The sequence below is a fragment of the Streptomyces sp. NPDC002446 genome (assembly GCF_053595675.1).
Window position 1 is genome coordinate 1 of record NZ_JBSFYC010000033.1, and the last position, 25,197, is coordinate 25,197.

General features: G+C 71.3%; 27 protein-coding genes and 4 tRNA genes. 6 read left to right on the top strand and 25 right to left on the bottom strand.

The annotated features are described in order from the left end of the window. Positions 1–100 precede the first annotated feature (100 nt). From ACWD6P_RS19885 to ACWD6P_RS19910, 6 genes are all read right to left on the bottom strand, one after another. Entirely contained in the window at positions 101–949 is an 849-nt protein-coding gene (locus ACWD6P_RS19885; protein WP_451445434.1) for a hypothetical protein, read from the bottom strand. Between the two features lie 148 nt (positions 950–1,097). Then, the gene (gene rplA, locus ACWD6P_RS19890) at positions 1,098–1,814 is read right to left on the bottom strand and encodes a 50S ribosomal protein L1 (RefSeq protein ID WP_451445435.1); all 717 of its coding nucleotides are present in this window, start codon (positions 1,812–1,814) and stop codon (positions 1,098–1,100) included. Positions 1,815–1,894: 80 nt separating this feature from the next. Beyond that, positions 1,895–2,329 (bottom strand): 50S ribosomal protein L11, encoded by a 435-nt coding sequence (gene rplK / locus ACWD6P_RS19895; RefSeq protein ID WP_016571043.1) that lies wholly within the window; start codon positions 2,327–2,329, stop codon positions 1,895–1,897. A gap of 169 nt (positions 2,330–2,498) precedes the next feature. Continuing rightward, the gene (gene nusG / locus ACWD6P_RS19900) at positions 2,499–3,368 is read right to left on the bottom strand and encodes a transcription termination/antitermination protein NusG (RefSeq protein ID WP_451445436.1); all 870 of its coding nucleotides are present in this window, start codon (positions 3,366–3,368) and stop codon (positions 2,499–2,501) included. A 73-nt stretch (positions 3,369–3,441) separates the two neighbouring features. Continuing rightward, complete coding sequence (gene secE, locus ACWD6P_RS19905; protein ID WP_451445437.1) at positions 3,442–3,738, bottom strand: preprotein translocase subunit SecE; 297 nt, start codon at positions 3,736–3,738, stop codon at positions 3,442–3,444. Between the two features lie 101 nt (positions 3,739–3,839). Beyond that, positions 3,840–3,912 (bottom strand) — tRNA-Trp (locus tag ACWD6P_RS19910). Between the two features lie 183 nt (positions 3,913–4,095). On the opposite strand from ACWD6P_RS19910, the gene ACWD6P_RS19915 reads away from it, so the two are divergent. Continuing rightward, positions 4,096–5,331 carry a pyridoxal phosphate-dependent aminotransferase gene (locus ACWD6P_RS19915; RefSeq protein ID WP_451445438.1) on the top strand — a complete coding sequence of 412 codons (1,236 nt, stop codon included), beginning with the start codon at positions 4,096–4,098 and terminating at the stop codon, positions 5,329–5,331. Between the two features lie 131 nt (positions 5,332–5,462). Then, complete coding sequence (locus ACWD6P_RS19920) at positions 5,463–6,539, top strand: adenosine deaminase (protein ID WP_451445439.1); 1,077 nt, start codon at positions 5,463–5,465, stop codon at positions 6,537–6,539. A gap of 86 nt (positions 6,540–6,625) precedes the next feature. Here ACWD6P_RS19920 and ACWD6P_RS19925 read toward each other — a convergent pair whose 3' ends face one another. The 6 genes from ACWD6P_RS19925 to ACWD6P_RS19950 all read right to left on the bottom strand — a co-directional run bounded on the left by ACWD6P_RS19925 (position 6,626) and on the right by ACWD6P_RS19950 (position 9,177). Continuing rightward, a complete protein-coding gene (locus tag ACWD6P_RS19925; RefSeq protein WP_451445440.1) occupies positions 6,626–7,690 on the bottom strand; it encodes a UDP-N-acetylmuramate dehydrogenase in 1,065 nt (354 codons plus the stop codon). 68 nt (positions 7,691–7,758) lie between these two features. Further along, complete coding sequence (locus ACWD6P_RS19930) at positions 7,759–8,193, bottom strand: MaoC family dehydratase (RefSeq protein WP_451445441.1); 435 nt, start codon at positions 8,191–8,193, stop codon at positions 7,759–7,761. A gap of 1 nt (position 8,194) precedes the next feature. Then, a complete protein-coding gene (locus ACWD6P_RS19935; protein WP_451445442.1) occupies positions 8,195–8,647 on the bottom strand; it encodes an FAS1-like dehydratase domain-containing protein in 453 nt (150 codons plus the stop codon). 84 nt (positions 8,648–8,731) lie between these two features. Further along, positions 8,732–8,896: a 50S ribosomal protein L33 gene (rpmG, locus tag ACWD6P_RS19940; protein ID WP_006604855.1), complete on the bottom strand. Its 165-nt coding sequence runs from the start codon at positions 8,894–8,896 to the stop codon at positions 8,732–8,734. Between the two features lie 88 nt (positions 8,897–8,984). Further along, positions 8,985–9,057, bottom strand: a tRNA-Met gene (locus ACWD6P_RS19945). 47 nt (positions 9,058–9,104) lie between these two features. Beyond that, positions 9,105–9,177: transfer RNA gene (locus ACWD6P_RS19950), tRNA-Thr, on the bottom strand. Positions 9,178–9,359: 182 nt separating this feature from the next. Here ACWD6P_RS19950 and ACWD6P_RS19955 point away from each other — a divergent pair. Together ACWD6P_RS19955 and ACWD6P_RS19960 are read left to right on the top strand one after the other, a co-directional pair. Next, positions 9,360–10,628, top strand: coding sequence for an amidohydrolase family protein (locus ACWD6P_RS19955; RefSeq protein ID WP_451445443.1), 1,269 nt, complete (start codon positions 9,360–9,362; stop codon positions 10,626–10,628). An 89-nt stretch (positions 10,629–10,717) separates the two neighbouring features. Next, positions 10,718–11,380 (top strand): NAD(P)H-binding protein, encoded by a 663-nt coding sequence (locus tag ACWD6P_RS19960; RefSeq protein ID WP_451445444.1) that lies wholly within the window; start codon positions 10,718–10,720, stop codon positions 11,378–11,380. 121 nt (positions 11,381–11,501) lie between these two features. On the opposite strand, the gene ACWD6P_RS19965 is transcribed toward ACWD6P_RS19960, so the two are convergent. Further along, positions 11,502–11,583, bottom strand: a tRNA-Tyr gene (locus ACWD6P_RS19965). Between the two features lie 190 nt (positions 11,584–11,773). Here ACWD6P_RS19965 and ACWD6P_RS19970 point away from each other — a divergent pair. Together ACWD6P_RS19970 and ACWD6P_RS19975 are read left to right on the top strand one after the other, a co-directional pair. Further along, on the top strand, positions 11,774–12,262 hold the full coding sequence (locus ACWD6P_RS19970) for a YajQ family cyclic di-GMP-binding protein (RefSeq protein ID WP_393487376.1): 489 nt from the start codon (positions 11,774–11,776) through the stop codon (positions 12,260–12,262). Positions 12,263–12,392: 130 nt separating this feature from the next. Further along, positions 12,393–13,136 carry an antibiotic biosynthesis monooxygenase gene (locus tag ACWD6P_RS19975; protein ID WP_451445445.1) on the top strand — a complete coding sequence of 248 codons (744 nt, stop codon included), beginning with the start codon at positions 12,393–12,395 and terminating at the stop codon, positions 13,134–13,136. Positions 13,137–13,162: 26 nt separating this feature from the next. Here ACWD6P_RS19975 and ACWD6P_RS19980 read toward each other — a convergent pair whose 3' ends face one another. The 12 genes from ACWD6P_RS19980 to ACWD6P_RS20035 all read right to left on the bottom strand — a co-directional run bounded on the left by ACWD6P_RS19980 (position 13,163) and on the right by ACWD6P_RS20035 (position 25,043). Beyond that, the gene (locus tag ACWD6P_RS19980) at positions 13,163–13,555 is read right to left on the bottom strand and encodes a YccF domain-containing protein (protein ID WP_451445446.1); all 393 of its coding nucleotides are present in this window, start codon (positions 13,553–13,555) and stop codon (positions 13,163–13,165) included. A gap of 177 nt (positions 13,556–13,732) precedes the next feature. Further along, a complete protein-coding gene (htpX, locus tag ACWD6P_RS19985) occupies positions 13,733–14,596 on the bottom strand; it encodes a zinc metalloprotease HtpX (RefSeq protein WP_451445447.1) in 864 nt (287 codons plus the stop codon). Positions 14,597–14,853: 257 nt separating this feature from the next. Then, on the bottom strand, positions 14,854–16,383 hold the full coding sequence (locus ACWD6P_RS19990) for an NADH-quinone oxidoreductase subunit N (RefSeq protein WP_451445448.1): 1,530 nt from the start codon (positions 16,381–16,383) through the stop codon (positions 14,854–14,856). Beyond that, positions 16,383–18,008: a complex I subunit 4 family protein gene (locus ACWD6P_RS19995; protein ID WP_451445503.1), complete on the bottom strand. Its 1,626-nt coding sequence runs from the start codon at positions 18,006–18,008 to the stop codon at positions 16,383–16,385. The genes ACWD6P_RS19990 and ACWD6P_RS19995 overlap by 1 nt, the downstream gene beginning before the upstream one ends. A gap of 112 nt (positions 18,009–18,120) precedes the next feature. Further along, on the bottom strand, positions 18,121–20,118 hold the full coding sequence (locus ACWD6P_RS20000) for an NADH-quinone oxidoreductase subunit 5 family protein (protein ID WP_451445449.1): 1,998 nt from the start codon (positions 20,116–20,118) through the stop codon (positions 18,121–18,123). After that, positions 20,115–20,483 (bottom strand): NADH-quinone oxidoreductase subunit NuoK, encoded by a 369-nt coding sequence (gene nuoK, locus ACWD6P_RS20005; RefSeq protein WP_451445450.1) that lies wholly within the window; start codon positions 20,481–20,483, stop codon positions 20,115–20,117. Before nuoK ends, ACWD6P_RS20000 begins: the two co-directional genes overlap by 4 nt. After that, positions 20,483–21,097 carry an NADH-quinone oxidoreductase subunit J family protein gene (locus ACWD6P_RS20010; RefSeq protein ID WP_451445451.1) on the bottom strand — a complete coding sequence of 205 codons (615 nt, stop codon included), beginning with the start codon at positions 21,095–21,097 and terminating at the stop codon, positions 20,483–20,485. The genes nuoK and ACWD6P_RS20010 overlap by 1 nt, the downstream gene beginning before the upstream one ends. Further along, positions 21,094–21,726 carry a NuoI/complex I 23 kDa subunit family protein gene (locus tag ACWD6P_RS20015; RefSeq protein WP_451445452.1) on the bottom strand — a complete coding sequence of 211 codons (633 nt, stop codon included), beginning with the start codon at positions 21,724–21,726 and terminating at the stop codon, positions 21,094–21,096. Before ACWD6P_RS20015 ends, ACWD6P_RS20010 begins: the two co-directional genes overlap by 4 nt. Continuing rightward, positions 21,726–22,691, bottom strand: a complete 966-nt coding sequence (locus tag ACWD6P_RS20020) for a complex I subunit 1/NuoH family protein (protein WP_451445453.1) — start codon at positions 22,689–22,691, stop codon at positions 21,726–21,728. Before ACWD6P_RS20020 ends, ACWD6P_RS20015 begins: the two co-directional genes overlap by 1 nt. Further along, complete coding sequence (locus tag ACWD6P_RS20025; protein ID WP_451445454.1) at positions 22,688–24,007, bottom strand: NADH-quinone oxidoreductase subunit C; 1,320 nt, start codon at positions 24,005–24,007, stop codon at positions 22,688–22,690. The genes ACWD6P_RS20020 and ACWD6P_RS20025 overlap by 4 nt, the downstream gene beginning before the upstream one ends. After that, a complete protein-coding gene (locus tag ACWD6P_RS20030; protein ID WP_451445455.1) occupies positions 24,004–24,651 on the bottom strand; it encodes an NADH-quinone oxidoreductase subunit B in 648 nt (215 codons plus the stop codon). The genes ACWD6P_RS20025 and ACWD6P_RS20030 overlap by 4 nt, the downstream gene beginning before the upstream one ends. After that, a complete protein-coding gene (locus ACWD6P_RS20035; RefSeq protein WP_451445456.1) occupies positions 24,642–25,043 on the bottom strand; it encodes an NADH-quinone oxidoreductase subunit A in 402 nt (133 codons plus the stop codon). The genes ACWD6P_RS20030 and ACWD6P_RS20035 overlap by 10 nt, the downstream gene beginning before the upstream one ends. Positions 25,044–25,197 lie beyond the last annotated feature (154 nt).

The window sequence follows — 25,197 nt, forward strand, 5'->3', positions numbered from 1 at the left end:
GATACGGTACGGGAGCCGCCCGCGTCAGGCAAATCGGCGGGGAGCGGACACGGAAGGCGCCCGCTCCCCGCCGATCACCGGGAAGGCTCGTTACGGCGTACTACCGCTGGGAGACCTTGTCGAAGTCCACCGTCTCACCGGCGGGCGGCTCGGTCACCGTGACCTTGGTGCCGTAGTCCGAGTAGTAGACCGTCGAGTCGTACGTGGTGGCGCCACCGGACATCTGCTCGCGCTTCTTGACCAGCAGGTTGTCGGAGCTGATCCACAGGTCGATGGTCTCGTTCTGCGTGCCGGCCGCCTTCAGCTGGGCCTCCAGCGCCTTGAGGTCCTGCTCGCTGATGTTCTTGGACTGCATCCGCGTCAGCTCGGTCACCGAGAGCGTGCCGGTGTAGTGGGTCGCCTGGACGCCGCGGACGTTCTCCTTGCCGGCTTCCTTCACCTTGCCCGAGGCGATCAGCAGCTCCATCGCGCGGTTCGGGTTGTTGTTGTTCATCTGGTCCTTGAGCAGCGCGCCGGCCGGACCCATCTTCTTCGCCAGGACGTCGTAGTCGTACTTGACCCAGTTCTTGCCGCCCATCGGCATACCGGCGCCGCCCATGTTCATGAACATCGCCTGCGGGGTGTACAGCGTCTTCACGGGCTTGCCGGCCATCGGGGACTGTCCGCCGGACTGCGTGATGTCGACGTCCATCCGCATGCCCTGGGACCAGTCCATCGCACCCTTCATCGTCTGGGTGGACGGGCCGTTCTTGATCTCGCCCTCGACCTTGGCGGACTTCTTGCCGTCCGTCTGCTGCGAGGCCGTCTTCAGCGAGGCCAGCGCCGCCTCCAGCGGCGACTGGTTCTTGGCGCCACCGCCGGCGTTGTCGCTCTTGCCGCCGTTACAGCCGGTCAGACCGGCCACCATGACAACTCCCGCCACCACGGCGGCCATACGAGTGCTGCGCACTGAGGCTCCCCCTTTAAATCTCCTTTATGGACCTCGGCACGACTGTAGTCCAGACGGGTGACACCGCATGCGTCAGGCCCCGCCCTCCCTGCGGGAGAACGGGGCCTGAGTGCGATGTGCGCGCGCTACGAGGCGTCGATCGGGCAGATCAGACGGACTCGTCCTCGACGAGGAGGTTGCGGGTGCGGTTGGCGTCCAGCGGGATGCCGGGGCCCATCGTGGTGGTGATGGTGGCCTTCTTGATGTAACGGCCCTTGGCGGCGGACGGCTTGAGGCGGTTGATCTCCTCGAGCGCCGCGGCGTAGTTCTCCACCAGCTTGGTCTCGTCGAAGGAGACCTTGCCGATGATGAAGTGGAGGTTCGCGTGCTTGTCCACACGGAACTCGATCTTGCCGCCCTTGATGTCGGTGACAGCCTTGGCGACATCCGGGGTGACGGTGCCGGTCTTCGGGTTCGGCATCAGACCACGGGGACCGAGCACGCGGCCGAGGCGGCCGACCTTGCCCATGAGGTCCGGGGTGGCGACGACGGCGTCGAAGTCCAGACGGCCCTTGGAGACCTCGTCGATGAGCTCGTCCGAGCCGACGATGTCGGCGCCGGCGGCTTCCGCGGCCGCAGCACGGTCACCGGTCGCGAAGACCAGGACCCGGGCGGTCTTACCGGTGCCGTGCGGGAGGTTCACGGTGCCGCGGACCATCTGGTCGGCCTTGCGCGGGTCGACGCCCAGACGCATGGCCACCTCGACGGTCGCGTCGAACTTGGTCGAAGAGGTGTCCTTGGCGAGACGGACGGCCTCGAGCGGGGCGTACAGACGCTCCCGGTCGATCTTCGCGTCCGCGTTGCGAAGAGTCTTGCTGCGCTTCACTTCTGCTCCTGGTGCAGTGGGTGGAGTCGTGGTGCGGACCAGCGCCTGGTCCTGCCACGGGGTGCCTGAAGGGGCTGGGATCAGCCCTCGACCGTGATGCCCATGGAACGGGCGGTGCCGGCGATGATCTTCGACGCGGCGTCCAGGTCGTTGGCGTTCAGGTCGGGCATCTTGGTGGTGGCGATCTCGCGGACCTGCGCCTCGGTGATCTTGGCGACCTTGGTCTTGTGCGGCTCGCCGGAGCCCTTCTCCACGCCCGCGGCCTTCAGGATGAGCTTCGCGGCCGGCGGGGTCTTGGTGACGAAGGTGAAGGAACGGTCCTCGTAGACCGTGATCTCCACCGGCACGACCATGCCACGCTGCGACTCGGTCGCGGCGTTGTAGGCCTTGCAGAACTCCATGATGTTGACGCCGTGCTGACCCAGCGCGGGGCCGACCGGCGGAGCCGGGTTCGCGGCACCGGCCTGGATCTGGAGCTTGATAAGCCCCGTGACCTTCTTCTTCTTGGGAGGCATGCTCTCTCCGGGTCCTAGTGAGAGGTGTTTCGCCATTCCACCCGGTCATCCGGATGGAGGCATACCGCACAACGATAACGGGTATAGCGGTGCGGCCAAAAACCGAGCAGGTCAGACGGGCCGCGGAAGGGCCTGTCCGACCTGCTCGGAAGACGGGGAACTGAGCGGGTCAGTTCTTCTGGATCTGGTCGAAGGAGAGCTCGACCGGCGTCTCGCGGCCGAAGATCTCCACCAGGCCCTTGACCTTCTTCGAGTCGGCGTTGATCTCGTTGATCGTCGCCTGCAGCGTCGCGAACGGGCCGTCGGTGACGGTGACGGAGTCGCCCACCTCGAAGTCCAGGACCTGGACCTCGACCTTGCGGGACGGCGCCGGCTTGCCCTCGGCCGCGGCGGCCTCCTTGGCGGCCTTCTCCTCGGCCTCCGGGGCGAGCATCTTGACGATCTCGTCCAGCGTCAGCGGGTAGGGGTCGTAGGCGTTGCCGACGAAGCCGGTGACGCCCGGGGTGTTGCGGACGACGCCCCAGGACTCGTTCGTCAGGTCCATGCGCACGAGCACATAGCCCGGGAGCTTGTTCTGGCGGACGGTACGGCGGTCACCGTTCTTGATCTGGACGACCTCTTCCTGCGGCACCTCGGCCTGGAAGATGTAGTCCTCGACGTTCAGCGAGACGGCGCGCTGCTCGAGGTTGGTCTTCACGCGGTTCTCGTAGCCCGCGTAGGTGTGGATGACGTACCACTCGCCGGGCAGGCCGCGCAGCTCGTCGCGGAGGGCGGCCACCGGGTCGACCGGCTCCTGCTCCTCGGCGGGCTCCTCTTCGGCCGCCTCGTCGGCGGACTCGTCCTCGACGTGCACCGCGGCCTCTTCGGCGGGCTCGCCGGCTTCGGCGTCCTCGGCGTCGAGCTCGTCGACGCCCTCGGCGTTCTCGACGATCTCACGCTCGGTGTCGTCGCCCTCGACCTCGGCCGAGGCAGCCGCGTCAACGTCGGCCGCTGCCGTCTCGGCGGATTCGGCGGCGTCGTTCAGGTTCGGGTCAGACACGGTGGCTGCTTCTTCCTGGCTTCAAGGGGTTGAACATGCGAAACGGGCGCCCGCGCAGGCGCCCTCCGCGGGATCAGCCGAAGACGTACCCGACGACTCGGTTGATTCCCAAGTCAATCACGGTTACGAGACCGATGATGATGACAACGAAGACGATCACCACAGTGGTGTACGTCGACAGCTGGCTACGCGTGGGCCAGACGACCTTGCGGAGCTCCGCGACGATCTGGCGGTAAAAGAGCGCGAGTCGCGCGAACGGGCCCTTCTTGCCGCGCTTGCCGCCACGGCGGGGCTTCTTCTGGGACTCCGAGGTGTCGTCCTCGGAACGACCACGCTCAGGCATGTCGATGGAGCCCAGGGCGTCCGTCACTCGTCCTCACCTGAATCCGGGTCGTGGCCGTGCCGCGCCCGGTGGAGCCGCACGGCGGTGCATACGTACGCGTGCACGCACTACGGTGAGAGTGCGTGTAGCAGGGCCGGAGGGACTTGAACCCCCAACCGCTGGTTTTGGAGACCAGTGCTCTACCAATTGAGCTACGACCCTTTGTGGTTCCCCCAACCTACCGCATGCGGCCGACTGCACTAAGTGCGTGCGACGCGACGGCTTGTTGGGAGCCAACGGTCAGCGAGTGTACGTGCTTCCGGGCCGGGCGTCGAACACGATTGTCCCGGTGGTGCCCCGCAAACCCGTGTGCCGGGCTCGTCAGGGGTCTGCAACGATGCCTCTATGAGCGCTGCAACCCCTTCCGCACCGTCCCCCTCGGACCGCCGGGTATCGGCCCGCGTCGGTTCGATCTCCGAGTCCGCGACCCTCGCCGTCGACGCCAAGGCCAAGGCCCTCAAGGCCGCCGGACGCCCGGTGATCGGCTTCGGCGCCGGTGAGCCCGACTTCCCCACGCCCGACTACATCGTCGAGGCGGCCGTCGAGGCCTGCCGCAACCCGAAGTACCACCGCTACACCCCGGCCGGCGGCCTGCCCGAGCTGAAGACCGCGATCGCCGCGAAGACGCTGCGCGACTCCGGCTACGAGATCGAGGCCGCGAACGTCCTGGTGACGAACGGCGGCAAGCAGGCGATCTACGAGGCGTTCGCAGCCATCCTCGACCCGGGTGACGAGGTCATCGTGCCGGCGCCGTACTGGACCACGTACCCGGAGTCGATCCGGCTCGCGGGCGGCGTGCCGGTCGACGTCGTCGCGGACGAGACCACGGGCTACCGGGTGAGCGTCGAGCAGCTGGAGGCGGCCCGTACGGAGCGCACCAAGGTGCTGCTGTTCGTCTCGCCGTCGAACCCGACCGGCGCGGTGTACACCCGCGAGCAGGTCGAGGCGGTCGGCCGCTGGGCCGCCGAGCACGGCCTGTGGGTGCTGACCGACGAGATCTACGAGCACCTGGTCTACGGCGACGCGGAGTTCTCGTCGCTGCCGGTGGTCGTGCCCGAGCTGCGCGACAAGTGCATCGTCGTCAACGGCGTGGCGAAGACGTATGCGATGACCGGCTGGCGGGTGGGCTGGGCGATCGGCCCCAAGGACGTCATCAAGGCCGCCGCGAACCTCCAGTCGCACGCCACCTCCAACGTCTCCAACGTCGCGCAGGCCGCGGCCATCGCCGCGGTCTCCGGCGACCTGCAGGCCGTCGAGGAGATGAAGGTCGCCTTCGACCGGCGCCGCAAGACCATCGTGCGGATGCTCAACGAGATCGACGGTGTGCTGTGCCCGGAGCCGGAGGGCGCGTTCTACGCCTACCCGTCGGTCAAGGAGCTCCTGGGCAAGGAGATCCGCGGCAAGCGCCCGCAGACCAGCGTCGAGCTGGCCGAGCTGATCCTGGAGGAGGCGGAGGTCGCCGTCGTCCCGGGCGAGGCCTTCGGCACCCCCGGCTACCTGCGACTTTCGTATGCGCTGGGCGATGAGGACCTGGTCGAGGGCGTGTCCCGGATCCAGAAGCTGCTGGCGGACGCCAAGTAGCGCACACCGATTCGGCAGGCGATGCGGAGCGGGGGCCGGAGCGTGTTCCGGCCCCCGCTCGCGCGTTCTCCCGGACACCCCTTCGGGAAAGGCCCTACCGGCGCGCCGCCCGGATACGGCAAGATCGGCTGATGCAGCACTTTTCAGGGGGACACCCTCCGAACCCCACGAGCACTCGTGCCCGCGGCGGAGTCGCTGTTCGAGACCTGCGCCGCCTGCCGAAGGCCCATCTGCACCTGCACTTCACCGGTTCGATGCGGCCCGCGACCCTGCTGGACCTCGCCGACAAGTACGGCGTGCATCTGCCGGAGGCGCTGCGGGGCGGTGAGCCGCCCCGGCTGAGGGCCACGGACGAGCGCGGCTGGTTCCGCTTCCAGCGGCTCTACGACATCGCGCGGTCGTGTCTGCGCACGCCCGAGGACATCCAGCGGCTGGTGCACGAGGCCGCCGAGGAGGATGTCCGCGACGGGTCGCGCTGGCTGGAGATCCAGGTCGATCCGACCTCGTACGCACCGCGGCTGGGCGGGCTGATCCCGGCGCTGGAGATCATCCTGGACGCGGTGCGCAGCGCCTCGCGCGACACCGGTCTGGGCATCCGCGTCCTGGTCGCGGCGAACCGTACGAAGCACCCGCTGGACGCCCGTACGCTGGCGCGTCTGGCGGTGCGCTACGCCGATCAGGGCGTGGTCGGCTTCGGGCTCTCCAACGACGAACGCCGGGGTTTCGCCCGGGACTTCGACCGCGCCTTCGCCATCGCCCGGGAGGGCGGCCTGCTGGCGGCGCCGCACGGCGGTGAGCTGTCGGGGCCGTCCAGCGTCCGGGACTGCCTGGACGACCTGCACGCCGGCCGGGTGGGGCACGGCGTACGGGCCGCGGAGGATCCCGCGCTGCTGCGCCGGCTGGCCTCGCGCGGGGTGACCTGCGAAGTCTGCCCGGCGTCGAATGTGGCGCTGGGGGTCTACGAGAAGCCCGAGGACGTACCGCTGCGGACGCTCTTCGACGCCGGGGTGCCGCTGGCGCTGAGCGCGGACGACCCGCTGCTGTTCGGCGCCCGGCTGGCCGCGCAGTACGAGATCGCCCGCACCGCGCACGGCTTCACCGACCCCGAACTCGCCGAACTGGCCCGGCAGTCGGTCCGCGGCTCGCGCGCCCCTCAGGACGAGCAGCAGCGGCTGCTGGCGGAGATCGACGCCTGGCTGGAGGCGTGAGGCGCCGGTCGGCCGCGTAAGGGCCTTCCGGCGCCCGTCCGGGGTCCGCCGCGCCCCGGCCGGGCGCCGTGGCGTGGAGCGCCGGCCTAGAGGCTGACGCCGACCGTCACCGGCTCGTTGACGAGCGTGACGCCGAAGGCCGCGTGGACCCCGTCACGGACCTCCCGGGCCAGCGCGAGCAGGTCCTCGGTGGTGGCCGTGCCGCGGTTCGTGAGCGCGAGGGTGTGCTTGGTGGAGATGCGGGCCGGACCGCTGCCGTAGCCCTTGGTGAAGCCGGCGCGGTCGATGAGCCAGGCCGCCGAGGTCTTCACCAGGCCGTCGCCGGCCGGGAAGGCGGGCGGGGCGGTCTCGGGGCCGAGGCGGTCCTGGACGCGCCGCAGGAAGGCGGTGTGCTCGGCCTCGGTGAGGATCGGGTTGGTGAAGAAGGAGCCGGCCGACCAGGTGTCGTGGTCCGCCGGGTCCAGCACCATGCCCTTGCCGGCGCGCAGGGCCAGTACGGTCTCCCGGGCGGCGGCGGCCTGGACCCGGTCGCCGACCTCGACGCCGAGGGCGCGGGCGGTCTCGGCGTACTTCAGGGGCGCGGAGAGGCCTCCGGCGTCCTCCAGGGCGAAGCGCACCCGCAGCACCACGAACCGGTCGGGGTGCTGTTTGAAACGGCTGTGGCGGTAGGCGAAGCCGCACTCCTCGCCCGGGATCGTGACCGTCTCGCCGGCCCGGCGGTCGTAGGCGACGACCTCGGTGATCGTCGCGGAGACGTCCTGGCCGTACGCGCCCACGTTCTGGATCGGCGTGGCGCCCGCCGAGCCGGGGATGCCGGCCAGGCACTCCACGCCGGCCAGCCCGGCCTCGACCGTACGGGCGACGGCGTCGGACCAGTTCTCGCCCGCGGCGAGCTCCAGGGCCGTGCCGTCGAGGCGGAAGCCGCTGGTGGCGATGCGCAGGGCCGTGCCCTCGAAGCCCTTGTCGCCGATGACGAGGTTGCTGCCGCCGCCGATGATCAGCAGCGGGGTGCCGGCGTCGTCGGCCGCCCGGACGGCGGCGATCACCGCCTCGTCGGTGGTGGCCGTGACGAGGCGGCTCGCCGGGCCGCCGAGGCGGAAGGTGGTCAGCGGGGCGAGCGGGGCGTTGTCTTCTACGTGGCGTTCCTGCACGCGCCCAAGGGTACGGGGGCGGTCCGACAATGCCGTCCGGCCGCCCCCGCTGTGCTCTGCGGGCGTGCTCAGGCGAGGCGGACCACGGCGCGGGACATGCCCAGCACCTTCTGGCCCCCGCTTATCGCGGTCAGATCGACGCGGACCGTACGGGCGTCGTCGTCGAGCTTGGCGGCCACCTTGGCGGTGACCTCGATCAGCGCGCCGTTGTCGTCGTTGGGGACGACGACGGGCTTGGTGAAGCGCACGCCGTACTCGCAGACCGCGCCCGGGTCGCCGGTCCAGTCGGTGACCACCCGGATCGCCTCGGCCATGGTGAACATGCCGTGGGCGATGACGTCGGGCAGCCCGACCTCCTTGGCGAACTTCTCGTTCCAGTGGATGGGGTTGAAGTCGCCGGAGGCGCCCGCGTAGCGGACGAGAGTGGCACGGCTCACAGGGAAGGACTGCGCCGGGAGTTCCGTGCCGACCTCGACATCGTCGTAAGAGATCTTCGCGGTCATCTCAGGCCTCCTCGGCGCGTCGGGCCACCAGCTTGGTGAAGGCGGTCACGACGTGTTCGCCCGCCTCGTCGTGCACCTCGCCGCGGATGTCGATGATGTCGTTGCCCGCCATGGTCTTGACGGCTTCGATGGTGGAGGTGACGGTCAGCCGGTCACCGGCGCGCACCGGCCGGGTGTAGGCGAACTTCTGGTCGCCGTGCACCACACGGTGGTAATCCAGGCCCAGTTGCGGATCCTGCACGACCTGTCCCGCGGCCTTGAAAGTGATCGCGAACACAAAAGTCGGCGGCGCGATCACATCGGGGTGACCGAGTGCCTTGGCCGCTTCGGCGTCGGCGTATGCCGGGTTGGCGTCACCGATCGCCTCGGCGAATTCGCGGATCTTTTCCCGGCCGACCTCATAGGGATCGGTGGGCGGGTACGTGCGTCCGACAAAAGACGGGTCGAGCGCCATGGGCTCGCAACCTCCGTGTACTGATGGTGATAACGCCGTGAGGCCGCCCCCACGAATGGGGACGGCCTCACGGACTAGCCTGTGTTATCGCGTCTCGCGGTGCGCGGTGTGCGAGTTGCAGCGAGGGCAGTGCTTCTTCATCTCAAGACGGTCCGGGTCGTTACGCCGGTTCTTCTTGGTGATGTAGTTCCGCTCCTTGCACTCCACGCAGGCCAGCGTGATCTTCGGGCGGACGTCGGTGGCAGCCACGTGAGTGCTCCTTGACGGACGGATGGACGGATGAACGCAGAAAAGAGTAGCCGATCGAAGGACCGACCCCACAATCGGCTACTGTCAGTAGCGGTGACCGGACTTGAACCGGTGACACAGCGATTATGAGCCGCTTGCTCTACCGACTGAGCTACACCGCTGCGATGCGGGAGTCCCTCGCCCGAAGGCGAGGTACCTCACACATCAGAGCCCCAATACGGAATCGAACCGTAGACCTTCTCCTTACCATGGAGACGCTCTGCCGACTGAGCTATTGGGGCGAGCGATGAAGACATTACACGGCCCGCCGCCAAACGTGAAATCCGTATCCGGGCCCCACCCCAACGGCCCCGCGCACCACACCGGTACGACTATTTCGCGCCTGCGCGAAGCTCTCCCGGCGGCGGCCTAGTCTCGGAGGCACGCTGCGTGATCTTGCACGCCCGGGCCTTCGAGGAGCGCGATGTCCGACAGCACTTCGCCGCAGCCGCAGCCCCAGCCGGGAAGGCCGGGCGGACCCGGCCGGCACGCCAGGCCGGAGGGCGGTGCGCTGGTCCTGTGTGGCGCCCGGCTCGCCGACGGCCGCACCGTGGACGTACGGCTCGGCGGCGGGCACATCGAGGCCGTGGGGACGGCCGGCAGCCTCGCCCTCCAGGGGGCCCGCGTCGACCTCGCCGGCTACCTGCTGCTCCCCGCCCCCGCCGAGCCGCACGCGCACTGTGACACCGCGCTGACGGCCGACTCCGACGGTCCCGCCTCGGGCTCCCCCGAGGACGTCCAGCGCCGGACGACCGAGGCCGCGCTGCTGCAGCTGGGGCACGGTGCGACCGCCTCGCGCAGCCACGTCCGGATCGGCGACGTACAGGGGCTGCGCTCCCTCGAAGCGGTGCTGCAGGCCCGCAGGTCGCTGCGCGGGATGGCCGATCTGGCGGCGGTCGCGGTGCCGCGGGTGCTGACCGGGGTGGCCGGCGCGGACGGGCTGGCGATGCTGCGGGACGCGGTGAAGATGGGCGCCTCGGTCATCGGCGGCTGCCCGGACCTGGACCCCGATCCGGCCGGTTACGTCGAGACGGTCCTGGAGCTGGCCGGCGAGCACGGCTGCCCGGTGGACCTGCACACCGACGGTGACGATCCGGCGCGGCTGGCGCGGTTCGCGGCCATGTCCGGCGGGCTGCGGCCGGGTGTCGCCCTCGGGCCGTGCGCGGGGATGACGCGGATGCCGCGCAGCGTGGCGGCCCGGGTGGCCGAGCAGCTGGCCGCGGCCGATGTCGCCGTGGTCTGCCTCCCGCAGGGCGACTGCACGGGCCTGGAGCGCAACGGGTCGCGGGTGGCGCGGCCGGCCCCGGTGCGGCTGCTGCGGGCGGCCGGGGTGCGGGTGGCGGCCGGCAGCGGGGCGCTGCGGGACGTGGCGAACCCGGTGGGGCGCGGTGACCCGTTGGAGGCCGCGTACCTCCTGGCGTCCCTGGGCGAGGCCACTCCGGAGGCGGCGTACGAGACTGTGAGTTCGGCGGCGCGGGCGACGCTGGGCCTGCCGGAGGTGCGCGTCGAGGCGGGCTTCCCCGCGGAGCTGCTGGCGGTGCGCGGCGAGCGGATCGCGGGGGTGCTCTCGCTCGCGTACAGCCGGATCGTGATCCACCGGGGGCGGGTGGTGACCCGCACCAGCGCGGTGCGCGAGTACTGCGACTCGGCGGCGGAGGTGGCGCTGGAGCTGCCGCGGCAGTCGCAGCGCTGAGCGCCCGGACGGGGACCGGCGGCGAGAAGGCGCCCCTCGTCCGGCCGGTCCCGCGCTCCGCGGCGGCCCGTCGGCGTACGGTCGGGATCATGCGCATTGTCATCGCAGGTGGACATGGTCAGATCGCGCTGCGGCTGGAGCGGTTGCTCGCCAAGCGCGGGGACGAGGTCGCGGGCATCATCCGCCGGCCCGGACAGGCCGGCGATTTGCTGGCAGCGGGGGCCGAGCCGGTGGTGTGCGACCTGGAGTCGTCGTCGGTGGAGGATCTCGCCCGGCACCTGGACGGCGCCGACGCGGCCGTCTTCGCGGCGGGCGCCGGGCCGGGCAGCGGCATCGAGCGCAAGGACACGGTGGACCGCGGCGCGGCCGCGCTCTTCGCGGACGCGGCCGAGACGGCGGGCGTGCGCCGCTTCGTCGTGGTCTCCTCCATGGGCGCGGACCGCGAGCCCCCCGAGGGCACCGACCCGGTCTTCGCGGCGTACCTCCGGGCGAAGGGCGCCGCCGACGCGGACGTACGGGCCCGTGCCGGGCTGGACTGGACGATTCTGCGGCCGGGCCGGCTGACGGACGATTCCGGGACGGGCCTGGTGACGCTGGCGGAGGACACCGGCCGCGGCGCGGTGCCCCGCGACGATGTGGCGGCCGCCCTCCTGGAGCTGCTCGACGAGCCGGGCACCGTCGGGCGGACGCTGGAGCTGATCAGCGGCGAGGTGCCGGTGGCGGACGCCGTGCGGGCGGTGGCGGGGCGCTGAGGCCCGCGGCGCCGCGTCAGCCGCATACGCACGCACGCGGACGCCCCGCGCATACGGACGAACGCATACGAAAGGGGCCCCTGAGCTGTATCGCTACAGCTCAGGGGCCCCTTCACACCTGTGGCGGCGCCAGGATTCGAACCTGGGAAGGCGAAGCCGGCAGATTTACAGTCTGCTCCCTTTGGCCGCTCGGGCACACCGCCAGGGTTTGCTGCCGGGAGATCCGCTCTGGGGCGGCGCTCCGTGGCAACGACGTAAACCATACCCGATGGCTGGGGGTGCTTCGCCACTCGATTCGGGAGCGCTGGATCTTGGCCGGGTGGCTAGGCTTGGCAGGCGGTCCGGAGACGGTCCGCACCCCTGACGGATCTACGTACGAGGAGCCAACTCAACATGGCCGACTCCAGTTTCGACATCGTCTCGAAGGTAGAGCGGCAGGAGGTCGACAACGCGCTCAACCAGGCCGCCAAGGAGATCTCGCAGCGCTACGACTTCAAGGGCGTGGGCGCGTCGATCGCGTGGTCGGGCGAGAAGATCGAGATGCGGGCCAACGCCGAAGAGCGGGTCAAGGCCGTGCTCGACATCTTCGAGACCAAGCTGGTCAAGCGCGGGATCTCGCTGAAGGCGCTGGACGCCGGCGAGCCGCAGGCCTCGGGCAAGGAGTACAAGATCTTCGCCTCCATCGAGGAGGGGATCTCGCAGGAGAACGCCAAGAAGGTCGCCAAGATCATCCGCGATGAGGGCCCCAAGGGCGTCAAGGCGCAGGTGCAGGGCGACGAGCTGCGGGTCAGCTCGAAGAGCCGGGACGACCTGCAGGCGGTGCAGCAGCTGCTGAAGGGCAAGGACCTGGACTTCGCCGTCCAGTTCGTGAACTACCGGTAGGAGCCCGGTTTCCGGGTGCCATGGATGGGGCGGCGCGCTTCGGCGTGCCGCCCCACCGGCGTTGGGGCGGCGTTACGGCCCTCAGGGGCGGGCTTGACCTCGATCGAACTTGAGGTTGCAGGCTCCTGGCATGACTTCTTCTCATGACGCACAGAACGCCGCCGCCCCTGTGAGCGGCGGGCGGGACGGCTTTCTCACGGATGTGTTCCCGAAGATCCGGCGGCCGGACGCCGAGGCCGTACTGATCAGCGAGTGGGACGCGGGCAGCCCCGAGGGGCAGCGGGCCGTCCTGGACGGTGTCGCCCGCGCCTGGGCCGAGACGCCGCTGCCGGCGGGCTTGCTTTCCCGGGTGCTGTTCGCCGGGACGGACGGGCGCAGCGTGCTCAACTACGCGCAGTGGACGAGCGACGCGGCGCACCGGGAGTTCGTGCGCGGCGAGAACACCGGGCTGAGGGAGCGGATCGCGGCGGTGCTGGAGGCCGCGGGGGACGTCGGCAATTCCGGGCCCACCCGCTACCGGCTGTACCGCAGCATGCTGCGGCAGGGGGAGCCGCAGACGCCGGGCTGCGTCATACGCGTCGCCTTCCGGACGACGGGGCACGACGCGGCCCGGGAGCTCGTCGACGGCCTGCTGGACGTGCTCGGCGGGGTGCAGCCGGGCAAGGGCGGGATCGCCTCGCACTTCCACATCAGCGAGGACGGCACCCGCGTCGTCAACTACAGCGAGTGGACGGACCCTGAGTCGCACGCCCGGGAGATCGGCACCAATCTGCAGCCCGGCGGCCCGGTGATGAGCTTCATCGCGAGCCTGCCGGGGGTCGAAACGCTCGGGTTCCGGCGGTATGTGACCCCCCGGGGGCTCGTACGGGCGTGACGCGGGTCCCGTAGGCCGCCCGTAGGTCAGCGGGTCGCGAACGGCTGGTCCGTGGGCACGATGTCGCGGCCGAGCGGCACCAGGGAGATCGGGATCATCTTGAAGTTGGCGATGCCGAACGGGATGCCGATGATCGTCACGCACAGGGCGAGACCGGTGACGATGTGCCCCAGGGCCAGCCACCAGCCCGCGAAGACGAACCAGATGACATTGCCGATCGCCGAGCCGGCGCCGGCGTCGTGCCGGACGACCGTCGTACGGCCGAAGGGCCACAGGGCGTAGCCGGCTATCCGGAAGCTGGCGATGCCAAATGGAATGGTAATGATCAAGACGCAGCAGATGATGCCCGCGAGGACGTAGCCGAGCGCCAGCCAGAAACCGCTGAGGATCAGCCAGAGGACGTTGAGGAGGGTTTTCATGATCGGCAGCCTTCCACGGGCACATCGGAGAATGGATCTGCCCTGCTAGACGCACCTGCCCCGGTGAATCGTTGCGGTGGTGCCCACATTCGACTGTCTCGCGCCCGTGGGGGCGCGGCCAGTTGCCGCCGGGGGCGCCGGACTCCTCGGGCGCCGGTCCCTGACGGGCCCCCGGCGTCACCGGTGGTGGTTGCCCGCCATCTGTTCGAGGCGGGTGATCCGCTCGCGCATCGGGGGGTGCGTGGAGAAGAGGCGGGACCTGCCGCCCGCGCGGAACGGGTTGGCGATCATCATGTGGCTGGCGGTCTCCAGGCGCGGCTCGGGCGGGAGCGGGAGCTGCTGGGTGCCGGCCTCCAGCTTGCGCAGGGCGGAGGCCAGGGCGAGCGGGTCGCCGGTGAGCTGGGCGCCCGAGGCGTCCGCCTCGTACTCGCGGGAGCGGCTCACGGCCAGCTGGATCAGCGAGGCCGCGACCGGCCCGAGGATCATGATCAGCAGCATGCCCACGAGGCCGGGGCCCTCGTCGTCGTCGGAACGGCCTATGGGAATCAGCCAGGCGAAGTTGACCAGGAACATCACGACCGAGGCCAGCGCGCCCGCCACGGAGGAGATGAGGATGTCGCGGTTGTAGACATGGCTGAGCTCATGGCCGATGACGCCGCGCAGCTCGCGCTCGGTCAGCAGCTGGAGGATCCCGTCGGTGCAGCAGACCGCGGCGTTGCGGGGGTTGCGGCCGGTGGCGAAGGCGTTGGGCGCCTGGGTCGGGGAGAGGTACAGCCGGGGCATGGGCTGGCGGGCGGCCGTCGAGAGCTCGCGGACCATCCGGTAGAGCTGTGGGGCCTCGAACTCGGTGACCGGGCGGGCCCGCATGGCGCGCAGGGCCAGCTTGTCGCTGTTCCAGTAGGCGTAGGCGTTGGTGCCCAGGGCGACGAGGACGGCGATGATCAGGCCCGTACGGCCGAAGAGACCGCCGATGACGATGATCAGCGCGGACAGTGACCCGAGGAGTACGGCAGTCCTGAGCCCGTTGTGCCGGCGGTGCACGGTACGCCCTCCAAACGCTGCGGCAGGGGAACCCTGTGCGTCGTTGCTCCACTCACCAGTGGACCCTTACTCACTGGTCAACGCGAGATGAACGAGCGTGGTTCCCTGGCGTGCCGGGGCGCGGAGCAGGGCAGGACGCAGAGCGTGCCGGGCGGGGGCGTACGGCCGTACGGGTGGGGCGGGGGCCGCAGGGGCCCGTCTGGGGCCCCCGCGGTCCGTGGCGCTCCGTCAGGACCGTCAGAGCGGCCGGGCCTCCGTCAGAGCAGCGCCCCGGACGCGAAGCGCAGGACGAGCTGCGGGGCGCCCGAGAGGGCGACGCCCAGGACGGCGGCGAGGGCGATGGCGGTGGCGAGGGGGGCCGGGATCCTGGGTGCCCGCTCGGTCCGGGGGGCCGCTGCGCCCTCGGGCTCCTCGGCGCCCCGGAAGAGCACCGCGGTCCACTGCAGGTAGTAGTAGAGCGCGATCACGACATTGACGGCCATGACCACCGCGAGCCAGGCCAGTCCCGCGTCGACGGCCACGGAGAAGACCGTGACCTTGGCGAACAGGCCGATGATGCCCGGCGGCAGACCGGCCAGGCAGAGCAGGAAGAAGCCGAGGGCGAGCGCCGCCAGGGGCCGCCGGGCGTACAGGCCCCGGTAGTCGGCGATGCGGTTGGCCGGGCTCGTACGGGCCACCAGGGCGGCGACGGCGAAGGCGCCGAGGTTCACGGCCGCGTACATCAGGGCGTAGGCCACGGTGGAGCCGATGGCGTGCGCCGGGTCGTGGGCGTACCCGGCGGCCGCGATGGGGACCAGGAGGTAGCCGGCCTGGCCGACCGAGGACCAGGCGAGCAGGCGTACCGCGCTGTGCGCACGGTGCGGGTCCTGGCACAGGGCCGCGACGTTGCCGACGGTCATGGTGAGCGCGGCGAGGACGGCCAGCGCCGGGCCCCAGACGTCCGCGTACGAGCCGAAGGCCTGGACCGTGACGAGGATCAGGCCGGAGAAGCCGACGGCCTTGCCGACCACGGAGAGGTATCCGGCGATGGGCAGCGGCGCGCCGACGTAGGTGTCCGGCACCCAGAAGTGGAACGGGGCGGCCGCGGTCTTGAAGGCGAAGCCGACCAGGGTGAGCGCGACACCGGCGCTCGCCAGGGTGGCCAGACGCGGGTCGGGGAGGTCGCCGAGGCCGTCCGCCACCCGGGAGAGGTACAGGCTGCCGGTGGCCGCGTACAGGAAGCTCACGCCGAGCAGCATCACGGCGGTGGCCGCCACCGAGGACAGGAAGAACTTCAGCGCCGCCTCGGAGGAGAGCCGGTCGCCGCGGCGCAGCCCCACGAGGGCGAAGGCGGGCAGCGAGGCCACTTCGAGGGCGATGACGAGGGTGGCGAGGTCCCTGGAGGCGGGCAGCAGGGCGGCGCCGGCCGCCGAGGACAGCAGCAGGAACCAGTACTCGCCCGTGGGCAGGTCGTGGTCCTTGATGGTGTCGATGGACAGCAGGGCGGTCAGCAGCGCCCCGCCGAGCACCAGGAACTGGATGACCAGGGTGAACGGGTCGGCCACATAGCTGCACACATCGGCGCTCCTGGGGAGGCAGAAGGTGCGGCGGTCGCCGTTCAGGAGGGGCAGCAGCGTCAGCGCGGCGAGCGCGAGGCCCGCCGTGGCGATCCAGCCCAGCAGCGGCTTGCGGGCCGCCGGCAGGAAGAGGTCGGCGACGAGCACCACCAGGGCGACGGTCGCGGCCAGGGTGGGCGGGGCGATGGCGAGCCAGTCGACGGACTGGACCAGAGAGGTGACCGGGCTCATCACTTACCGCCTCCGAGGAGCTGCTGGACGGCCGGATCGGTGAGGCCGAGGAGGGCCGCGGGCCACAGTCCGGCGAGGACGGTGAGGGCGGCGAGGGGAGTCCAGGCCGCGTACTCGTAGCGCGCGATGTCGGGGATGGCGGGGGCGGTGGCCGCAGCGGGGTCCCCGGGGGTGCCGTCGTCCGGGTCGCCGCCGGCGCCGAGCGGGGCGGTCGGGGCCAGGTGCGGGGTGCCGCCCATGCAGACGCGGCGGACGACGAGCAGCAGGTAGGCGGCGGTCAGCAGGGTGCCCAGGCCGGCCAGCACCATGAACGTCAGGAAGGCGGGGCGGCTCAGGCCGGCGGCCGGCCGGAAGGCGCCGAACATCGCGAGCATCTCGCCCCAGAATCCGGCCAGCCCGGGGATGCCCAGCGAGGCGACGGCCCCGAAGGCGAGCAGGCCGCCGAAGCGGGGGGCCCTGCCGTAGAGGGCGGCGCCGGTGGTGCCTGCCAGGGCGTCGAGGTCGGTGGTGCCGGTGCGGTCCTTCAGCGCGCCGACCAGGAAGAAGAGCAGGCCGGTGATCAGGCCGTGCGCGATGTTGGCGAACAGCGCGCCGTTGACTCCGGTGGGGGTCATGCTGGCGATGCCGAGCAGGACGAAGCCCATGTGGCCGACGGAGCTGTAGGCGATCAGGCGCTTGAGGTCGCCCTTGGCGCCGTTGCGTACGAGGGAGAGGCAGGCCAGCGAGCCGTAGACGATGCCGACGGCGGCGAGCGCGGCGAGGTAGGGCGCGAAGGTGTGCATGCCCTCGGGCGTGATGGGCAGCGCGATCCGCACGAACCCGTACGTGCCCATCTTCAGCAGGACACCGGCCAGCAGCACCGAGCCGACGGTGGGGGCGGCGGTGTGTGCGTCGGGCAGCCAGCTGTGCAGCGGCCACAGCGGGGACTTGACGGCCAGTCCGATGCCGATCGCGAGTACCGCCAGGAGCTGGACCGTGTGGCTGAGCTGGGCTTTCGGGCCGTTGTCAGTGGCGAGTGCGACCATGTCGAACGTGCCGGATTTCACGCCGATGAGGAGGAGGCCGAGCAGCATCACGACGGAGCCCAGCAGCGTGTAGAGGATGAACTTCCACGCCGCCGCCTGCTTTCCCGCACCGCCCCAGCGGGCGATGAGGAAGTACATCGGGATGAGGACCATCTCGAAGGCGAGGAAGAACAGCATCAGGTCGAGGACGGCGAAGGTGGCGAGGGTGCCGGCCTCCAGAGTGAGCAGCAGGGCCACGAATGCCTTGGGAGACGGGCCCGTTGGCATGTGGAAGTAGCTGTAGAGCGCGCAGAGGAAGGTCAGCAGCGCGGTCAGGACGACAAGGGGGAGCGAGATGCCGTCGACGCCGAGGTGGATACGGATGTCGAGCGCCGGGATCCAGCTGATGTCGGTGGTGGCCTGCATACGGGCCGGGTGGTCGTGGTCGAAGCCGACGGCCAGCGCGAGGGCGGCGGCGAGCACGACGCCGGTGACGGTCACGCCGTGGCGCAGGACGGCCTGGTCGGGGTTCTTGCCCCGCAGGCCGGGCGGGGCCGGCAGCAGCGCGGCGAGCGCGCCGACGAGGGGGAGGCCGACGACGCCCGCGAGGAGGAGCTGCATGGCGGTGTGATTCACGGGTCAGGCCCTCCTCAGGGTTCCGGTTCCGGCGAGGCAGGCCAGGAGGTCTGTCGGCTGGGGGTGCGGGGGTCGGGCCCCGGGGGATGGCAGCACGTCAGGCTCCCGTGCCCGTGGCGATGAGGACGGCGGCGACGGCCAGGACGAGCGAGCCGGCGAGCAGCGCGCCGAGGTAGGTCTGCACGTTCCCGGTCTGGGCGCGGCGGACGGCGGCGCCCAGCAGACGGGGGGCGGTGCCCGCGCCGCGGACGTAGGTGTCGACGACCTCGCGGTCCAGGAAGCGCACCAGCGTGGCGGCGGCGCGTACGGGCCGGACGAAGAGGACGGAGTAGACGGCGTCGAGGTGGAAGCCGACGGCCGCGTGGCGGTGCAGCGGCCCCAGGAGCAGGCGGCCGGGGTCGGCGGGATCGGCGGCGCCGGCGATGTTCCCGTACACCGGGGCGTGGGTGGCCATGGCCGTCTCCTCGGCGAGGCCGGGCGGCGCGTCCGGGTCGGCGACGACCGCGCCGATCGGGGTGCGGGCGGCGAGGGCGGTGGTGTGGCGCCAGGCGGCGTAGGTGACCAGGCCGCCGATGAGGGCGATACCGGTGCCCAGGACGGAGGTGGTCAGGGTCGGGGCGAGCGAGCGCCCGTCGAACCAGTCGGGCAGCAGGGGGGCGGTGAGGCCGAGCGCGAGGGTGGGCACGAAGAGGACCCACAGGACGGCGTTCATGACGAGCGGCTGCGGGCCGTGGTCGGGGGCTTCGACGCCCTTGCCCTTGAAGGCCAGCAGCCACAGGCGGGCGGCGTAGGCCGCGGTGAGGAGGGCGGTGAGCAGTCCGGAGATCAGTACGGTCCAGCCAGCGGCGCCGGGGACGGCGGGTACGGCCCCGGTGGTGGCGTGCTCGGCGGCGCCCAGGACGGCTTCCTTGGAGAAGAAGCCGGCGAACGGCGGGATCGCGGCGAGCGCGAGCAGCGCGACGGTGACGGTCCAGTAGGCGTCCGGGATGCGCCGGGCCAGTCCGCTCATCCGGGACATGGCGGCCAGCGAGTTGGTGCCCGCGGCGTGGATGATCACGCCCGCGCCGAGGAAGAGGAGGGCCTTGAACGCACCGTGCGTCAGGAGGTGGAAGACGGCGGCGCCGCGGTCGCCGACGGCCAGCGCGCCGAGCATGTAGCCGAGCTGGCCGACCGTGGAATAGGCCAGGACGCGTTTGATGTCGTCCTGGGCCAGTGCGGCCAGTCCGGAGCCGACCATGGTGATCGCGGCCATGACGGCGAGGACGACCAGCGCGGCCGCGGAGGCCGCGAAGACCGGGAGGAGACGGGCCACGACATAGACACCGGCCGCCACCATCGTCGCGGCGTGGATCAGCGCCGAGACCGGCGTCGGGCCGGCCATCGCGTCCGGGAGCCAGGTGTGCAGCGGGAACTGCGCCGACTTGCCCGCGACACCGCCCAGCAGGAGCAGCGCGATCAGCGTCGGGTGGTCCAGGCCGCCGTGGGCGACGGAGCCGAGGATGCCGGTGATGCGGAAGGTGCCCGCGTCGGCGGCCAGCGCGAAGATGCCGAAGAGGAAGGGGACATCGCCGAGCTTGGTGACGAGGAAGGCCTTGAGGGAGGCGGCCCGCGCGGCCTCGGTCTCCCAGTAGTGGCCGACGAGGAAGTAGGAGCAGATGCCCATGACTTCCCAGCCGACCAGCAGCAGCATCAGGTCGCCGGTGTAGACGACCAGCAGCATCGCGGAGGTGAACAGCGAGACCAGCGCGGCGTAGGAGGGGTAGCGCGGATCGTCGCGCAGATAGCCGGTGGAGTAGATCTGCACACAGGTCGCCACGACACCGACCAGGACGGCGATCAGCGCGGCGAAGCCGTCGATGTGCAGCGCCAGGTCGATGGGGATCGAGCCGGTCGGGGTGAGCCGGGTGGCGACGTCGGTGGCCGGTCCGCCGCCCTGCCCGACGGCGACGACGACGGTCAGCGCGGCCGCGGCGAGCGTCGGCAGCACGGCCAGCGGCCGTACGAAACCGGGCGTACGGCGGCCCAGGAGGAGGCCGGCGACGGCCCCGAGGAAGGGCAGGAGGGGAACGAGAACGGCGGTGGTCGTGAGCGTCACGCGGTGGCCTCCGCCTTGGTGTCCGGCAGCGGGGCCCCGTCGGCGTCGGCGCCGTCCGGCTTCTCGGCGAGGTCGCGGAGCCGGTCGATGTCGGAGCTGCCGCGGTTGCGGTAGACGAGCAGCACGATCGCCAGGCCGATGCCGATCTCGGCGGCGGCGATGGCAATGGTGAAGAGGGTGAGCGCCTGACCGGCGTGCAGGGTGTCCCGCAGCCAGACGTCGAAGGCGACGAGGTTGAGGTTGACGGCGTTGAGCATCAGCTCGACGGACATCAGCACCAGGATCGCGTTGCGGCGGGCGAGCACGCCGTACAGACCGGTGCAGAAGAGGAGGACGGCGAGGACGGCCGGATAAGCGAGGTGCATCAGCGCTGCTCCTCTCGGGGGGCGGGGGCACCGGAGGCGCCGTTCCTGAGGGCGGCCGCCGGGGCCTTGCCCTCGCCGCCCCTGCGGGACAGCACGATCGCCCCGACGAGCGCGGCGAGCAGCAGCACGGACAGCGCCTCGAACGGCAGCACCCAGTACTGGAAGAGGCTCCGTCCGGAGACTGCGGTGGAGCCCTGGGCGGCGCCGTCGAGGTTGATCCAGGTGGCGCGGAAGGCATCGACGACGACCCAGACCAGGGCGCCCGCCGAGGCGAGGGCGACCACGAGCGCGGCCCAGCGGTTGCCCGAATCGGCGTCCGGGGAGCGGCCGATGGGCGCCTTGGTGAGCATCAGCCCGAAGAGCAGGAGGACGACGACGGAACCGACGTAGATCAGTACCTGCACCCAGGCGATGAACTCGGCCGTGAGCAGGAGGTATTCGACGGCGACCCCGCCGAGCGCGACGACCAGCCAGAGGGCGGCGTGCACCAGCTGCCGGGTGGTGACGGTGATGACGGCCGCGCCGAGGGTGCCGATGCCGACGAGGAGGAAGGCGATCTCGACACCGGTGGGCGAGAGGAAGCCGTGGCTTGCGGCGGTGGCGGCGAGCGTCACGCTTCCTCCCCTGGGGTCTGCGGTCGTTCCTGGTCGTCGCCCGCGGCCTCGGCCCGGGCCGCTGCCTGCGCCTCGGCGTCGGCTGCCTGCGCTTCGGCTTCCGCTGCCTGCTGGGCAGCGAGTTTGTCCGCTGTCTTACGGGCGGCGGCGAGCTCCTTCGGCTCCTCGGCCGCCGGGTCGAGCGCCGGCGGCTCGGGCACCGTCCACATCCACTCACGCAGCTTGTCGCGCTCATGGGTCAGATCACGGATGTCCGTCTCCGCGTACTCGAACTCCGGCGACCAGAAGAGCGCGTCGAAGGGGCACACCTCGATGCAGATACCGCAGTACATGCACAGCGCGAAGTCGATCGCGAAGCGGTCCAGCACATTGCGGCTGCGCTCACGTCCGCCGGGCGCGGCCGGCGGCACCGTCTCCTTGTGGGAGTCGATGTAGATGCACCAGTCCGGGCACTCACGGGCGCACAGCATGCAGACCGTGCAGTTCTCCTCGAACAGGCCGATGACGCCGCGGGTGCGGGGCGCGAGGTCCGGCTGGACGTCCGGGTACTGCGCGGTGACCGACCGCTTCGTCATCGTCCGCAGGGTGACGGCCAGGCCCTTGGCGAGGCCGCTGCCGGGAATACCCATTACGAGATCACCACCTTCACGACGCCGGTGACGGCGATCTGGGCGAGGGCGAGCGGGATCAGGACCGTCCAGGCGAGCTTCTGCAGCTGGTCCTCGCGCAGCCGCGGGTAGGTGACCCGCAGCCAGATGACGCCGAAGGCGAGGATCGCGGTCTTCAGCAGCGTCCACAGCCAGCCCAGGCCGTCGGCGCCGAACGGGCCGTGCCAGCCGCCGAGGAAGAGCACGGCGGTCAGCGCGCAGAGCACGACGATGCCCGCGTACTCGGCGAGCAGGAAGAGGGCGAAGCGCAGTCCGGTGTACTCGGTGTACGCGCCGAAGATGATCTCCGAGTCGGCGACCGGCATGTCGAACGGCGGGCGCTGCAGCTCGGCGAGCCCGGCGGTGAAGAAGACCACCCCGCCGACGATCTGCCACGGCAGCCACCACCACTGGAAGGCCTCGACGATGCCGGGCAGCGAGAGCGTGCCGGCCGCCATCGCGACCGAGGCCGCGGCGAGCAGCATCGGCAGCTCGTAGGCGAGCAGCTGGGCGGCCGTCCGCAGGCCGCCGAGCAGCGAGAACTTGTTCGCCGAGGCCCAGCCCGCCATCAGCGAGCCGAGCACGCCGACGCCCATGACGGCCAGGACGAAGAAGATCCCCGCGTCCAGGTCCTGCCCCACGGCGTTGTGCGGCCCGATGGGGATGGCGACGAGGACGAGGAGGTACGGCAGCAGGGCGACGGCGGGCGCGAGCTGGAAGATCCGCCGGTCGGCGCCGGCCGGAACGATGTCCTCCTTCTGCGCGAACTTCACACCGTCGGCGACGAGCTGCGCCCAGCCGTGGAAGCCACCCGCGTACATCGGACCGAGCCGGCCCTGCATATGAGCCATGACCTTGTGCTCGGTCTGCCCGATGACCAGCGGGAACACCAGGAAAACGGCGAAGACGGCGAGCAGGCGCAGCGCGATGTCGAGAGCGTCGCTCATGGGGTGTCGCCTCCTGCCGGGGGTTGGGGGGTGGCTTGGCCGGAGCCTTGCTCGGGCGCCGGCTCGGTTTTGTCCTCGGGCTCGGGCTTCGGTTCGGGCTCGGGCTTCGGCTCGGGCTCGGGCGCCGGCTCGGATTTCTCCTCGGACTCGGGCTTCGGCTCAGGCTCGGGCTTCGGCTCGGGCTGAGGCTTCGGCTTGGGCTCCGGCTCCTTCTCCGGTTCCGGCTTCGGCGCCGCCTGCTTCTCCGACTCGTCGAAGGCCGGGCGCGCGTGGTGCCAGGGCGCGTCGGAGGAGCGCGCGGGCGCTGCCTTCGGCGTCGTCTCGTCGGCGGACGCCGCCGCGGCCTCGGTCGCCGGACCCGGCTCGGTCCCCGCCGCCTCCGCGGCCGCACGCTGCTGGCTCGCCGAGCCCTCGCTCACCGAGCGCGTACGGCGTGCCGGGCGCTCCGGCCGCTCGGTACGCGCCGACGCCGCCGGGGTCGCCGAGGTCGCCGGGGCTCCGGCCTCCTCCCCCGCGGCCTGCTGGCTCGCCGATCCCGCGCTCGCGGTCCGGGTACGCCGGGCCGGACGCTCGCCCGCGGCGGCACCGGCGGCACCGGCCGCACGGGCCCCGCCCGCCGCCCGCGCGCCCCGCGCCGGCCGCGCGGGCGCAGGCGGCAGCTGGCCCTTCAACGGGCCCCACTCGTTCGGGTCCGGGACACCGGGAGGCAGCATCTGACGCCGCTTGGGCCCGCCGTGCTCGGACTCCCCCGGCTCCTTCGCGCCCGGCCACGCCTTGGCGACCCGCGCCGCCAGCACGAAGTCCTTGCGCAGCGGGTGTCCCTCGAAGGACTCCGGGAGCAGCAGCGGTACGAGGTGCGGGTGACCGGTGAAGTCGACGCCGAACATCTCGTGGGTCTCGCGCTCGTGCCAGCCCGCGCCCGCGTAGACGCCCACGGCGGTGGGCAGGGCGGCCGCCTCGTGCGGGACCGTCGTCCGCACGATCAGCCGGCGGACGGTGCCCGGGCGCGCCACGTCCGCGAGGTGCGCGCAGATCCGGAAGCCGGTGCCGGGCTCGTCGACGGCGCTCAGCCAGTCGAAGTAGCTGCAGCCGAGGTCGTCGCGGGCGGCCGTCAGCGCGCTGAGCCAACCGTCCACGGGGACGTCGACGGTCAGCAGGTCGTAGGCCAGCTCGGCCGTGGCCCCCGTGCCGAAGATCTCGCTCGCCGGCCGCGGCAGCCAGCCGACCACGGGCTCGGCGGCGGGCTGCTGCTCCGCGGGCTCCACCTGCTCCTCGGGGTTCGCGGGCTGCTCGCTCTGGTCGCTCTGCTCGCTCATCGGGGCTCCTCCCCCGGTGCCGCCGGCTTCGGGGCGGGCGGGGTCACCAGGCCGCTGCGCAGCGCGGCCGCGGAGGGCCGGGCGCCGCCCTTCGCGTACCGCTCGCCCAGCGACTCGCGCGCGATCTTCTCCTGGAGCTTGAGGATGCCCTGGAGCAGCGCCTCCGGACGCGGCGGGCAGCCCGGTACGTACACATCGACCGGGATGATCTGGTCGACGCCCTTGGTGACCGAGTACGAGTCCCAGTAGGGACCGCCGCAGTTGGAGCAGGCTCCGAAGGAGATGACGTACTTCGGCTCGGGCATCTGCTCGTAGAGCCGCTTGACCGCGGGCGCCATCTTGTCGGTGACGGTGCCGGAGACGACCATCAGGTCGGCCTGGCGGGGGCCGGGCGCGAACGGGATCACGCCGAGCCGGATGAAGTCGTGGCGCGCCATGGACGCGGCGATGAACTCGATGGCGCAGCAGGCCAGGCCGAAGTTGAAGACCCACAGGCTGTAGCGGCGGCCCCAGTTGAGGACCACCTTCATCGGTTCGGGTGCGAGCCGGGCCAGGGGGCCCAGGCGCCGCGGCTCCGGCAGGAACTCGGGAGCGGCGCCCTCGGACGCGGCTGCCGGGCTGGTGGAGGCGGGGGTCACGTCCATTCCAGGACGCCCTTCTTCCATGCGTAGAGCAGGCCGACGGCGAGGAAGCCGAGGAAGATGAACATCTCCACGAGCGTCACGCCGCCGAAGCCGGGGGCGGCGAAGACCGTCGCCCAGGGGAACAGGAAGATCGAGTCGACGGCGAAGATGACGTAGAGGAAGGCGTAGACGTAGTAGCGGACCTGGGTGTGCGCCCAGCCCTCGCCTACCGGATCCACACCGCACTCGTACGTCAGCAGCTTCTCGGGCGTCGGCACGACAGGGCGCAGCAGCCGCCCGGCCCCGAAGGCCACGGCGACGAAGAGCACACCGATGACGGCGATGATTCCGACGACCGAGTAGCCCTGGAAATAGTCCGCGGCGATGGTCGTGCGTACGGTCGTGTCCGGCACGTCCGCCCCTCGCTCCCTGACTGCGCTTGTTCAACGACTTCGACGATCTGTACGGACGGGAGTCTAGGCCCTGCCCGGCCCGCCTGAGCAGCCGCGTCGTCGCCGACGGTGAGCTTGTCCGTACTTCGCCCTACCTGAGTGGCAGGCAGCGTAG